Raw genomic sequence first — 13,871 nt, 5'->3', positions numbered from 1 at the left:
ACCACAGATTAACGGATTACACAAACAGACAATTCACGGATAAGCAACCCCGGCTGTTATATCTTTGTGTAATCTCTTAATCTGTGTATTTTAATTGCTGTTTACGGAAACTTTATACCGATGATAAATGTTTATTCCATGACATTAGTTTTTAGACACATCAGGTTAAATAGAAGTTTTCAGTATGAGTTTCAACATTGTAAAAAACGACAAGAAGCGTGTCATCATCGTAGGTGGTGGCTTCGGTGGTCTCAAGTTGGCCAACAAGCTAAAGAAATCTGGCTTTCAGGTTGTTTTAGTAGACAAGAACAATTATCATCAGTTTCCTCCCCTGATTTATCAGGTCGCATCCGCCGGACTTGAACCCAGCTCTATCTCCTTCCCTTTCCGGAAGATTTTTCAGAAGCGAAAAGACTTTTACTTCCGCATGGCAGAGGTACGGGCCATTTTCCCCGAGAAAAAGATGATCCAGACTTCCATCGGTAAAGCAGAATATGATTACCTGGTACTGGCAGCCGGCACTACTTCGAACTTCTTCGGCAACGAACACATCGAAGAAGAAGCCATGCCTATGAAAACCGTTTCGGAAGCCATGGGATTGAGAAATGCTCTGCTGGCAAACTTTGAACGGTCAATCACCTGCGCCACAGAACGTGAGCGACAGGAGTTGCTTAATGTTGTCGTAGTGGGCGGGGGAGCCACGGGAGTGGAGATAGCCGGAGTACTTTCGGAAATGAAAAAGTTCGTACTCCCCAATGATTATCCGGATATGCCCAGCAGCCTGATGCACGTCTATCTGATTGAAGCGGGAGACAGACTGTTGGCCGGAATGTCCGAAGATTCATCGCGTCATGCCGAACAGTTCCTACGTGAGATGGGAGTCAATATCCTGCTGAACAAGCGGGTGACGGACTACAAAGATCATAAAGTGGTGTTGGAAGACGGTACAGAGATAGCGACACGCACCTTCATCTGGGTGAGTGGTGTGGCAGCCATCACCTTTGGCAATATCAGCGGAGAGTTACTGGGACGGGGAAGAAGAATCAAGGTAGACGAATTTAACCGTGTACAGGGAACTGAGCATATTTTCGCAATCGGCGACCAGTGTATCCAGACTACGGACAAGAACTATCCCAACGGACACCCGCAACTGGCACAAGTAGCCATCCAACAAGGAGAGCTGCTTGCCAAAAACCTGCAAAGACTGGAAAAAGGAAAACCGATGCAACCGTTCCATTACCGCAACCTGGGATCGATGGCAACCGTAGGACGCAACCGTGCCGTAGCAGAGTTCAGCAGTTTCAAAACCGCCGGATGGCTGGCTTGGGTGATGTGGCTGGTTGTTCACTTACGTTCCATCCTGGGAGTCCGAAACAAAGCAAACGTATTGCTTAACTGGGTATGGAATTACTTCACTTACGACCAGTCTCTGCGAATGATTGTTTATGCAAAAAAAGCAAAAGAGGTGCGTGACCGTGAAGAACTGGAAGCAAAAACTCATTGGGGTGAAGAGAACCATACACAGCAATAAAGGAATTATCGCTCCGCTCAGGAATCGGAGAAATAAAACCAACTGATTTTGCAATGACTTTTAATTCACTACAGAGTACACAGAGAGCACAGAGTTTTTAATCTCTGTGTACTCCGTGTACTCTGTGGTGAATTGTATTCGTATCTATTCCGTCAGGTTACTCATATCGTAATGACCGTGCCGGTTTCCCCACTATAATCTTCACTGTCTGGCAGGCTACTGTCACAAACGAAATCAGCAGCATCAACACTACCGGAATTATAAAGAACCATGCTTTCAGGTCCGTGCGGAAAGTATAATGACTCAACCAGGCATTCATGCTGAACCAGGCGACGGGCAGCGCAATGACTACTGCTACCAGGATTAATTGGAAGAAGCCTTTACCCAGTTGATAGAACAGATTCCAACGGGTAGCCCCCAATACTTTCCGGATTCCCATCTCCTTGGTACGCGTCGAGCACGAAAACATTACCAGTACCCACAATCCCAGACAAGAAATGAAAATAGCCAGACCTGTAAAACAGCCGATCATGACACCGAACACCTCATCCTGCCGATACTGATGATCGAAGAACTGGTCGAGGAAGAAGAAGTCGTAACTGGAATCTTCGAAATAGCGATGCCAGATCTCCTCAACCTGTGACACCAGCTCCTTCGGGTCGCCGGACTTCATCACAACAGAGATATACCGTTGCGGCAACCAGTCGATTTTATCTTTATGAATCAACATAATCGGCGTATAATTTTTATTGAGTGCCTGCTGGTGATAATCCTTCACCACGCCGATGATCTGCATCGGAGCATCGGTACACTCCACCTCTATCTCTTCGCCGAGAGCCTCTTCGTTAGAAGCAAATCCTAAGTTACGGACAGCAGACTCGTTGACCACCAACTTATTCACGTCGTCTCCATAATCCTCGGAGAACCCGCGTCCAGCCACAAGCTGAAGTCCGTAAGCATCGATGTAGTCCGGGTCACACACCAGCATTTCATAGAGCCGGTTTTGCTTCAAAGCGTCGCTTTTCCGGCGATTGGATAAGAAAGTAGCCACCTCCTCACCCGGAACCGCACCAGAAAAAGTGACCTTATCCACCAAAGGCAGACAGGCAATAGCTTTCTTCATGGCTTCGAGTTTGGTATTCATCCCTTCGGTCCGTCCGGGGAATTTCACCACCAGGGTCTGGTCCGTCTTCACTCCCAACGACTGACTGCGCATGAAGTTCAACTGCGCAAACACAATCAATGTACCGCACAGCAGAATCATGGAAGCTGTATACTGAACAACCACGAGCACTTTGCGAGTGCCTTCTCCCGACTTACTGTTGAGGAACTTTCCCTTCAGCAACGTAATCGGTTTACGATTCAGCAGTGCCAGCGCAGGATAGTAACCGGAAAGGAAAATGCCGCCAACTAACACGAACAACAGTAACAACCACCAATATCCGGTCAACCAGACAGAGAAGGTAACCGTACGGCTTACCAACTGATTGAAATACGGGAGAACCAGTTCAATCAGCCCCACAGCCAGCACAAAAGCAACCAGGTTCATCACCAAAGCCTCAAACAAGAACTGTGAAATAAGCTGTTTGCGGAAAGCTCCTATCACCCGGCGTACCCCTACTTCCTTGGCACGTTCCATCGAACGGGCTACGGTCAGGTTGATATAATTGATCCAGGCAATTGCCAGAATGGCTATGGCAGCAAAAATCAGGGCAATCATCGCCGTGCGGTTTCCCTTGATCTCGGCCTCGTATCCCACTTGGGGTTTGAGATGGATATCGGCCAATGGAGTCAGTGAAACGCCCCAGATTTTGTTCTTCAAAGCCTCGTCCGTCTTATATTTCTCCGCCATTGCCGGAAACGCTTCTTCTATTTCTGCCTTCCTTTCGGGAGAATCGAGTAATACGTAAGTATAGACCTCGTGCTTATACCAATAATCATGCAAATACTGTCCGAGCGATTTATAGGAAATCAGGAAATTGTAATGGACATGTGAATTGGAAGGCATCTCTTTCATAACACCGGTCACTTCGCAAACCACCTTGTCATAAGGTCCAGTAAAGATAAGTATCTTACCGATTGGATCTTCATCCTGAAAATATTTACGGGCAATCCGTTCGGTGATGACCACCTGCCGGGGCATGGAGAGGCAAGTGGCCTTATCTCCTTTCACCAACTCAAAGTCGAACAAACGGAAGAAGCCGGGATCGGCATAAGCAATCTGGTTTTCACGTAAAGTAAGTTCACCATACTTCACAATCTGTTCCGGCTGATACAAGGAGACCACCCGCGTATAGTCTTCAATTCCGGCCAGATTCTCTTTCATGGCCGAACCATAACCAAACGAACTGCTGGCCCAATAGTCGGTCTGTACTTCGCCTTCATAGAAAGTGCTTTCCACACGGAAAATGCGTTCGTACTTCTCGTGCATCTTGTCGAAACTGAACTCAAAAGTGACATAAGTCAATATCAGCAAGGCAGATGCCATGCCGACTGCCAATCCGAAAACATTGATGAAACTGAATCCTTTCCGTTTCATCAGGTTACGATAGGCACTATTCCAATAATTCCCTATCATACGCTCTCTGTATTAGTCCCGGAAGTTTCGGCCAACGGACGGTTGATATTCTCGGCTACGATCTTCCCATCGAGCAGGCGGATAATCCGGTGGGCATAAGTCGCATCACGCTGCGAGTGAGTAACGATGATGATGGTAGTCCCCTGACGGTTCAGTTCCCGTAGTAGCTCCATCACTTCCACACCGTTTACCGAGTCGAGGTTTCCGGTCGGTTCATCGGCAAGCAACAATTTACAGTCCGTCACCACGGCACGGGCTATGGCGACGCGCTGTTGTTGTCCACCGGAAAGCTGTTGCGGAAAATGATTGGCACGGTGCAACAAGTTTACCTTCTCAAGTACCTGTTTCACCTTTTCTTTTCGTACGGCAGGTTTCATGCCCAGATATACCAGAGGAAGCTCCACATTCTCGTATACGGTCAGTTCGTCAATCAGGTTGAAACTCTGGAAAATAAATCCCAGATTTCCCTTACGCAGGGCCGTCAGTTGATTCTCGTTCATCTTGTCCACCTGTTTGCCTTCGAAGAAGTAAGAGCCGGAAGTGGGTGAATCGAGTGTACCCAGGATATTCAGCAGAGTAGACTTGCCACACCCGGAAGGACCCATGATAGCTACAAATTCTCCCCGCTCCACTTGCATGGTCACTTCATTCAACGCTTTGGTCTGCACCTCCTCGGTGGTGAAGAGCATAGACAGTTTTTCTGTTTTAATCATAATCGTTATATATTATATTAGTTATTCATATTTTAAGATGCGCATAGGTTTCTGGCGGATGGTACGCCATACCTGTTGGAACACAGTGAGAAAAGCTATCAGTATCAGCAGTACAAAAGTGGCTGCATATATCCACCAGGACAGCGAAATGTGGAAAGCGTACGTTTCCAGCCAAACATTCATCAGCACTGCCGATACAGGAATACCGATTGCAGATGCCAATACGGTAAGCAACAACAGTTCTTTGGTCAGGACAAAGAACAGGCTGGTTTTATTTGCGCCGAGCACTTTGCGGATACCCACCTCCTTCAAACGTGACAAGGTGGAAAACAGTGTTACAATCCACAATCCAAGGCAAGCAACAAATACAGCAAGCAATGAGGCACTGGCAAATATCCAGCCAAAATTACGATCGGATTTGTATAGGAATTCATTAAAATCATTCAAAAAGAAATAAGAAAATAAAGAAGTCGGGAAGTATTCACGATACATCTGTTCAATTTCCGTCAAGACACCGGCATCCCCCTTTCCTTTCAGACAGACAGAAATATAAGGCGTTGCAATAAAAGGAACACGCTCTTTCAAAAAGAAAATGATAGGTTTGTAAGCCACGGCAAGCGATTGCTGGTGGTAGTTCTCCACCACTCCTATTATCTCAAGCGGGTCATTAACCACTTCCATTTTAAGTTGTTGCCCCAACGCCGCTTCTGCCGATTCGTAGCCCAACAGCCTGACAGCTTCTTCGTTAAGCACCACCCGGTTAAGATCGCCACCATAATCTTCGGAAAAACTTCGTCCGCAAACCATACGGGGCATATAAGCAGACAAATAGTCGTAATCGACAGAAAACATCTGTATCAATTTTACTTGTGAGGGATCGCTTCCATACGGCCGATTGGTAAAATAGTTGGCAACTTCCACACCGGGAACAGCTCCCGAAACTGTCACGTGACTTACATCCGCCCGTTGCTTCAAACGTTTGGTGAAGCTCTCCATGCGCAGCGACAGTCCCTCGGTGAACGAAGGATATTTAATGACCAGAATGCGGGTATTCAGATCCGATTCGGCCTCACGCTGCATGTAACGGACCTGTTGAAACACAGTAAACGTGCCTGCAATCAGAACAAAAGAAGCCAGGAACTGAACAACAATCAACGCCTTTCTGATCCGGTTGCCTCTCTTTCCGTGCAACAGTTTACCACGCATAATCTCCGACGGACGGATAGTGACCATCAGCCAGGAAGGATAAAGCCCTACAACCAACGTACCGATGATAACCACTCCGGCTACAATCCCCCAGAAAGCGGGTTGCATAAGTATGTCTGTCCCGAAGCTTTGCCCTGCCCAGCGATAGACAAGAGGCAAGAGGAGTTCCAACCAGCCGAAAGCTATCAACGTAGCCAGCAAGTTCATGAAACCGGACTCAAGAAGTCCCTGGATAATAATCTGACGGCGCGAAGCACCAAAAGCTTTACGGAGCCCGAACTCCCGTCCACGCTCCAAAAAGCGGGCTACGGTCAGGTTCAAGGCATTTGCCCAACCTATCAGCAGCAGAATGGCGGACATTACGAACAAAATAAGAACCGCCGTCCGGCTTCCTTTCACCTCTTTCTCGTATGCTTTTTGCGGAGTAAGGTGAATGTCTTTCAACGGGATCAGTTCTACAGCCCAGGTTTTATGTTTCAGTGCATCAGTCTTGTACTTGTCGGATATGTCACGGAAAGCCTGTTCAATTTCTCCCGGAGTCTTTCCGGGCATCAGGCGGACGTAAGTATATACACCGTGAATGTACCAGATGTCCTGCCGTTCCTTGGGAATCGTATTGTAGGAAAGCAGGAAATCGTAGCGCAGGTGCGAACGGACAGGCATATCGGCAATAACGCCCGTTACTTCAAAGTTTTGCTGTGATGAAGAGGTACTGAAGGTCAGTATCTTGCCTATCGGGTCTTCTTCACCAAAATAGCGGCTTGCAGCGCTTTCAGTCAGTACCACCGTATTAGGGCGTACCAGTTGCCCGGTCTTTTCTCCTTTAACTATGGGGAAGTTGAATATTTCGAAAAAGGCAGGCTCGGTATAGCAGTAATGTTCCTCGGCAAATCTCCTGTCGAAGTAATTCACCACCTGCTCGCGATCCTGAGCCGTAACACGGACGTACTTCTCAATTCCCGCTATTTCCCTGTTCATGGCAGGAGCATGCCCATAAGCCGTAGTCGCCCAGTTATCCGTCAGCATCTCGCCCTCATACAACCTGCTTTCAACACGATACACACGGTCGGTATCATGAAATGAATCATAACTTAACTCCGACCAGACATAAAGCATAATAAGAAGTGCCGCCGCAATGCAGACCGACAACCCTGTTATGTTTATCAGCGTCAGAGACTTTTTAACCCGCTGGCTTCGTATCACTTGCGAAATGTAGTTCATAGTATTCGGTTCTTATTTCAATATAAGTTTCTCGTTATCCCCAAACAATTCATATCCGGATACAATCACCCGGTCGCCCGGTTTCAATCCCTCAGTCACTTCATAATATTGCGGGTTCTGCCGTCCGATCCGGATGGGACGGCGCGTGGCAAATTTACCACTTTCGTCAACAACATACATCCAGCGGCCCCCGGTTATTTGAAAGAATCCGCCACGAGGAACAAGAATGGCCTGGGCAGGATCTCCCAACTGGAGATTGATGTGATAAGTCTGTCCGGCACGGATGTTCTCGGGACGTCCGGAAGTAAATTGAAGGTCGGTGCGGAACTGGCCCTCCTTTACCTCGGGATAGGGTTTGGTCACCTCAAGTTTATAGTTTCCTGCGTCACGGGTAAAATCAGCCGGAAGTCCGGGAATCACCCGTTCCACATAATGCTCATCAATCTGTGCCTGCACTTTCAGATCGGGCGTAATGATCTGTCCGATATGCTCGCCGGCAGCAATGGACTGGCCGATCTGAGCATCGAGGTTCCCCACCTGTCCGTCTATGGGAGCTTTTACTTTCAGATTTTCCACCCGTTCACGTACCAGGGCAAGACTGCGCTTCATATTACGAATGTTTTCATCGAGACTATGGATCTGGCTCTCCCTGAAAATATTGTCCTGGCGGATACGTTCGTCCACAACATCCAGTTGTGCCTGTGCCGCCTCATACTCTTCACGTGCCAGTCGGAAATCCTCCTGTGCTATCAATTGCTCTTTGATAAGGCGGCTGTACTGGTCGTAACGACGCTGCTTCACAGCCAGTTCCTTACTCAGCCCGATGCGCTCCTGCTTCAGCTGCAAGCGCTCCTGTTCCATACTGATGCGGGTGTTACGCAACTCGTTTTCCTGGTAGGCGAGATCGGCTTCGCTTTGCATGATCCCGATGTTCAGGAGCGGATTGCTGAGACGGAGAATGACATCACCTGCTTTGACGATGGCCCCCTCTTCTTTCAGGCGCTCCTCGACACGGCCTCCCTCTACCGCATCCATATAAATGATGCGGTTGGGCATCACTTGTCCGATGACCCGGATGTAATCACTGAACTCTCCGCGGGTAACAGTAGCGATGGTCAGCCGGTCTTTTTCTACACTCATAGAAGAGGAAGTGTCCCTGAAAATAAAATAAAAGATAAGTCCCACCAGTGCCACGGCTCCGGCAATAGCATAATAATGTTTTCGCTTCATTCCGGGCTTCCGTTCGATCATTGTATCCATAGATAGTTATTGTTTTATGTATGATTCACGTTTGTTTATAAGATTATCCCGTCAGGTCGTAAAGGAACGATGTACCGGTCACATACCCCGTATATCACTTCTCACCGGGCAACGTACAAAAGCTTCCCGTCCGATAATAAGTTTCCATCTTCCGGGTCATATCCACCTGTAAGCGCACCCGGGTCAACTCGGCCTTGGCAGAGATAAAGCGATTGCGGGCTTCCATCAGCTGGAATACGGAGATAAGCCCCTCTTCCCATTTTCGTTCGGATTCTTTCAGTACCAGTTCTTCGGCCCTAAACTGCTGCAATACCTGCCGGAATTCATCATATCCGGAACGGAGAGAAAGAACCGTTTCCTCCACCTCTGTATAGAGTTGTTGTTTTTGAAGTTCTTCCTCATTCCGGAGACGGAATATATTCAACTTGTGTTTGCGCAGGGTGGTCAGTCGTTCCAACCCGCTCAATAAAGGGATGGAAATGCCGACACCGATATACTTTCCTAAATTGTCGTTCAGCTGTTTGGTAGAAAAACCGTCGAGATAACGGGAGGCCATTGAGAAACGGGCAAAAACCGTCGGCGAGAACTTACCGCCCGCCATGGCATACTCTTTACGGGCGGCCCGCTGCCTGAGTTCCATCATCCGCATCGAAGGCATTGCTACCAGAGATTGCATATAGAGCTCATCTGTCTGGGGCAGCGAACAAGACGGAAGAGATTCGTAGTTGATTGTATCCTGAAGTACCAACGTATCCCCGGCATGCAGGTTCAACAATTGTTTCAGTTGGAGCAATGCCAGGCGACAACCGTTCTCACGCACCTGGTAACGGTAAATATCACCCTCGCGACGGGCTTTGACTTCCTGCAAGTCGGAAACCGACTTCAAACCCAGTTCTACAAAAGCTTCGGTTTGTTTGAGATAACGTTCGCTTAGCTGGCTCTGCTCAAAAGCCAGATCGAGCATCCGCTCTTCAAGCAGGAGTTTATAATAGGCATCCGTCACCCGGCAGGCAAGTTCGTTGCGCCGTTCCTTCAAAGCCCATTCACTCCGGCTGCGGTTCATCTTCTCAAAACGTACCCGGTTGATGCGGGTGAAACCTTCGAAAAGAGAAAGCGTCATGTCCAGCCCCACGGTTCCTTCATCGAACGTATTATTGGTGTATCCGTTGGTGCTCGGATCGATGGAATGTCCGAAGTTTCGTCCGGCTTCGGCCGATACACTGACGCGGGGAAGGAAACTCCCCACGGCAGAGATATAGTTCATCCGGTTTTCCTTGATATCTATCTCGCTATTCCGCAAAGACGGATTCTGTTTCCATGCGATACGAATACATTCGTCGAGCGATCTCTCTGTCTGTGCAGACAAAAGAGCGGAAAAAAGAAATAAGGTACAAAGTGATATAAGATGTTTCATATAAACCATCTGGGCAAAGAGTGTGCCAAAAAGAATAAACAACTAAAATTCAGCCACATAGATTTATCAATAAAAAGATACCGTCCAATATTTGGACGCTACTGCGTACAGATATTGGACGGTTGACGTCAACATTCCCCGGATTTGTCCCCACATCCCCTTCCCATATAAATTCTCAATTCGAAAACGTCTAATTATTGGACACTCTCTTGCAGGGAGTTACAAAAACAAATATCTTTACCACGAACTTAAAAACAGGAAGCGAATCAAAAGGAGATATCATGAACACGGGAACTATTCTGATTGTAGACGATAACAAAGGGGTGTTGGCTTCACTCGAACTTTTGCTTGAAAACTACTTCTGCAAGATACTGACGGCTTCGAACCCGAATCAGATCACTGCCCTGCTGACGACCCACCGCATCGACGTGGTCATCCTGGATATGAACTTCTCGGCAGGCATCAATAATGGCAACGAAGGGCTGTATTGGCTGGGACATATCCGGAAGATGGCTCCTACCCTGCCCGTAGTGATGCTGACTGCTTACGGAGACGTGGAACTTGCCGTAAAAGCACTCAAAAACGGAGCTGCCGACTTCCTCCTGAAGCCATGGGATAATCAGGCCCTGATCGATAAAGTGACGGAAGCCTACCGCAATAACAGGAAACCTTCGGAACGGCAGACAAAAGAAAACAAAAAAGAAGGGTTCGAAATGCTGGTTGGACATTCGCCTGCCATGCTGCAACTGATGAAAGTAGTATCTAAAGTGGCACGGACAGATGCCAACATCCTGATAACAGGAGAAAACGGAACCGGTAAAGAGATATTGGCACGGGAGATTCACCGCCTTTCACCTCGCGGTGCACGCCCGATGCTGAACGTAGACATGGGAGCGATCAGCGAATCACTGTTCGAGAGTGAACTGTTCGGGCACGAACGGGGGGCTTTCACCGATGCTTACGAAAGCCGCCGGGGAAAGTTTGAAGCCGCCGACGGAAGTTCACTGTTTATGGACGAAATAGGCAACCTGCCCCTGTCGCTCCAGGCCAAGTTGCTCACGGTACTCCAAAGCCGCAATGTGATGCGGTTGGGAAGCAACAAAGTGATCCCGGTAGATATCCGCCTGATTTCGGCAACAAACAAGGACATACCCGCAATGGTAAAAGAGGGGATGTTTCGTGAAGACTTGTTCTACCGCATCAACACCATCCATCTGGAACTGCCTCCCTTGCGTGAGCGGGGAGACGACATTTTGCTCTTTATCGACGGTTTCTTACGTAAATTCGCTTCCAAATATCAACGTCAGGAAATACGGATGCACGAACAGACTGTTGAAAAACTGCGCGGGTATCACTGGCCGGGCAATATCCGGGAGTTGCAGCATACCATCGAGAAAGCGGTCATCTTGTGTGAGGGCAGCGTGATCCGTCCCAAAGATATCTTGGTGAAACAGACCTGGCAGCCACAGGCAGCAGTCACCGTACCCAATCTGGAAGAGGTGGAACGGCAGGCCATCGAAACTGCCATCCTGCAAAACAACGGTAACCTGACTGCCGCTGCCGAGCAACTGGGCGTGAGCCGGCAAACGTTGTATAACAAGCTCAAACGATTCAAACTCTGACCCCGATGATATTCAGCCGACGCATCTATTTCATTATACTGCTCCACATCGTACTGATACTCGCTACGGCAGGTGCCGGACTATGGCTAATCTTATCCGGCACCGGATACATCATCGGCAGTATATTGTTGCTATGTTCTCTTTTTCAGATCGGTGCACTGACCCGGCGGCTAAATACATTCAACCGAAAAATCAAATTGTTCTTCGATGCAGTGCAGGATAAAGACAATATGCTCTACTTTCCGGAAGTGAATGTCAGCAAAGAACAGGAACAACTGAACCGTTCGCTCAACCGGCTCAACGACCTGCTTGCCCGTACCAAAGGCGAAAACCAGAAACAGGAGCACTTCTACCGATCGTTACTTGAAGAAGTGCCCAGCGGCGTGCTTGCCTGGGATGCTTCAGGCCGAATCATCACTGCCAACAGTGCTGCCTTCTCTCTGCTGAAGTGCAACCGTCTTTACACCGAAATGCAACTGGCACAACTGCTGAATGCAACCGGCATTCGCGACAGCCTCAGCATATCCCGAAAAGAGATGATCCTGGAAGGTGAAACCATAACCATCTTATCCATCAAAGATATCGGTGACGAGCTGAGTGATAAGGAGAGTGAATCGTGGAGCAAACTGACACATGTGCTGACCCATGAAATCATGAACACGATTGCACCGATCATTTCACTCTCACAAACTTTATCCGCATATCCGGATATCAACGAAAAGTCAGCCCGCGGACTACGGATTATCCAAACACAAAGCGAACGGCTGATGGAATTCACGGAATCATTCCGGCATCTGTCCTACCTCCCTCACCCGGAAAAGAAACGTTTCTCACTGACCGATATGTTGCATAACCTGGAAGAACTGTTGCAAAGTGATTTCCGCGAACGTGGCATTCACGTCGTGTTACAATCCACACCGGATTCGATAGAAACCAACGGCGACGCAAACCAGCTGTCACAAGTATTCCTCAACTTACTGAAGAATGCGATGCAGGCTCTCGAAGGACAGACGGAAGGCAGAATCATCCTCCGCCTGCAACAGGCAGACCGTCTGCTGATAGAAATAGAAGACAATGGTCCCGGCATCCCGGAAGAAATACGTGAGCAGATCTTCATTCCTTTCTTTACCACAAAAGCGGAGGGAAGCGGAATAGGACTCAGTCTCTGCAAGCAGATCATCCGACAACACAACGGACACTTATCGATCCGTAAAAGTCGTCCGGGACAAACAATTTTCAGTATCGACCTGCCTCAGGACTGAAACATTTTAGTAGGTGTAATGTTATAAATAGAGAGGAATCTCTACTCTCCTTTTTATTTATTATGAAAGAAAAATATTGGAAATATTCTTTGATTATCATCATCATCGGGCTGGGCATCATCTTGTTCCGGCAAATTACCCCTTTCCTCGGCGGATTATTGGGAGCACTCACCATCTATATCCTGGTCCGACGACAAATGATGTATCTCGGTGCACGAATGAAACGAAGTTTCGCAGCCCTGCTGATTACAGGTGAAGCCATCCTGTGCTTCCTGGTACCTATTTCTCTGATTGTATGGATGCTGGTCAACAAGTTGCAGGACATCAATCTGGACCCACAGGCCATTATTGCCCCTGTTGAAGAACTGGCAGGGATCATCAAAGCGAAAACAGGATATGATGTGCTGGGCAGTGACACACTTTCGTTCATCGTTTCTTTGCTCCCCAAAATAGGACAGGCAGTCATGGGAGGTATCAGCAGCTTTGCAATCAATCTGTTTGTTCTGGTCTTTGTACTTTATTTCATGCTGATAGGAGGAACCAAAATGGAGTCCTACATTGACGACATCCTACCTTTCAATGAGAAAAACACCCGGGAGGTAACACACAATATCAACATGATTGTCCGCTCCAATGCCATCGGTATTCCCTTACTTGCCGTTATTCAGGGAGGAGTCGCACTAATCGGCTACTTTATCTTCGGAGCACCGAATGCCTGGTTAGTGGGTGTTCTGACTTGTTTTGCTACAATCATCCCGATGGTGGGGACTGCTCTCGTCTGGTTTCCGGTGGCTGCCTACCTTGCACTGACCGGTGAATGGGCAAATGCCATCGGACTGGCAGCTTACGGAGGAATTGTCGTTTCGCAATGTGACAACCTGATACGCTTTATCTTACAGAAGAAAATGGCAGACACCCATCCGCTTATTACAATCTTCGGTGTAGTCATCGGATTACCGTTGTTCGGATTCATGGGAGTCATCTTCGGACCGCTTATATTATCGCTGTTCTTGTTATTTGTCGATATGTTCAAAAAGGAATATCTGGACAATAAGAAATAAGAA

The 13,871-nt window shown here is 48.0% G+C and carries 9 protein-coding genes; 4 read left to right on the top strand and 5 right to left on the bottom strand.

Annotation, left to right across the window (positions count from 1 at the left end):
* Positions 1-184: 184 nt before the first annotated feature.
* A complete protein-coding gene (locus FDF36_RS17095) occupies positions 185-1,531 on the top strand; it encodes an NAD(P)/FAD-dependent oxidoreductase (RefSeq protein ID WP_005819251.1) in 1,347 nt (448 codons plus the stop codon).
* Positions 1,532-1,688: 157 nt separating this feature from the next.
* Here the strand turns inward: FDF36_RS17095 and FDF36_RS17090 are convergent, their stop codons facing one another.
* The 5 genes from FDF36_RS17090 to FDF36_RS17070 form a co-directional block, all read right to left on the bottom strand.
* Entirely contained in the window at positions 1,689-4,109 is a 2,421-nt protein-coding gene (locus FDF36_RS17090; protein ID WP_220392170.1) for an ABC transporter permease, read from the bottom strand.
* A complete protein-coding gene (locus FDF36_RS17085) occupies positions 4,106-4,822 on the bottom strand; it encodes an ABC transporter ATP-binding protein (RefSeq protein ID WP_032536326.1) in 717 nt (238 codons plus the stop codon). The genes FDF36_RS17090 and FDF36_RS17085 overlap by 4 nt, the downstream gene beginning before the upstream one ends.
* 21 nt (positions 4,823-4,843) lie before the next feature.
* A complete protein-coding gene (locus FDF36_RS17080; protein ID WP_220392169.1) occupies positions 4,844-7,249 on the bottom strand; it encodes an ABC transporter permease in 2,406 nt (801 codons plus the stop codon).
* Between the two features lie 12 nt (positions 7,250-7,261).
* Positions 7,262-8,509 (bottom strand): efflux RND transporter periplasmic adaptor subunit, encoded by a 1,248-nt coding sequence (locus FDF36_RS17075; protein ID WP_220392168.1) that lies wholly within the window; start codon positions 8,507-8,509, stop codon positions 7,262-7,264.
* A 94-nt stretch (positions 8,510-8,603) separates the two neighbouring features.
* Positions 8,604-9,923 (bottom strand): TolC family protein, encoded by a 1,320-nt coding sequence (locus FDF36_RS17070; RefSeq protein WP_220392167.1) that lies wholly within the window; start codon positions 9,921-9,923, stop codon positions 8,604-8,606.
* A 281-nt stretch (positions 9,924-10,204) separates the two neighbouring features.
* On the opposite strand from FDF36_RS17070, the gene FDF36_RS17065 reads away from it, so the two are divergent.
* The 3 genes from FDF36_RS17065 to FDF36_RS17055 all read left to right on the top strand — a co-directional run bounded on the left by FDF36_RS17065 (position 10,205) and on the right by FDF36_RS17055 (position 13,868).
* Complete coding sequence (locus FDF36_RS17065) at positions 10,205-11,545, top strand: sigma-54-dependent transcriptional regulator (protein WP_220392166.1); 1,341 nt, start codon at positions 10,205-10,207, stop codon at positions 11,543-11,545.
* A gap of 5 nt (positions 11,546-11,550) precedes the next feature.
* The gene (locus FDF36_RS17060) at positions 11,551-12,807 is read left to right on the top strand and encodes a sensor histidine kinase (RefSeq protein WP_220392165.1); all 1,257 of its coding nucleotides are present in this window, start codon (positions 11,551-11,553) and stop codon (positions 12,805-12,807) included.
* Positions 12,808-12,869: 62 nt separating this feature from the next.
* Complete coding sequence (locus FDF36_RS17055) at positions 12,870-13,868, top strand: AI-2E family transporter (RefSeq protein ID WP_005809158.1); 999 nt, start codon at positions 12,870-12,872, stop codon at positions 13,866-13,868.
* Positions 13,869-13,871: the final 3 nt, after the last annotated feature.

The sequence above is a fragment of the Bacteroides fragilis genome (assembly GCF_019583405.1).
In the GTDB taxonomy this organism is placed as follows: Bacteria; Bacteroidota; Bacteroidia; order Bacteroidales; family Bacteroidaceae; genus Bacteroides; species Bacteroides fragilis_B.
This window is presented reverse-complemented; position numbering and strand designations above follow the sequence as displayed.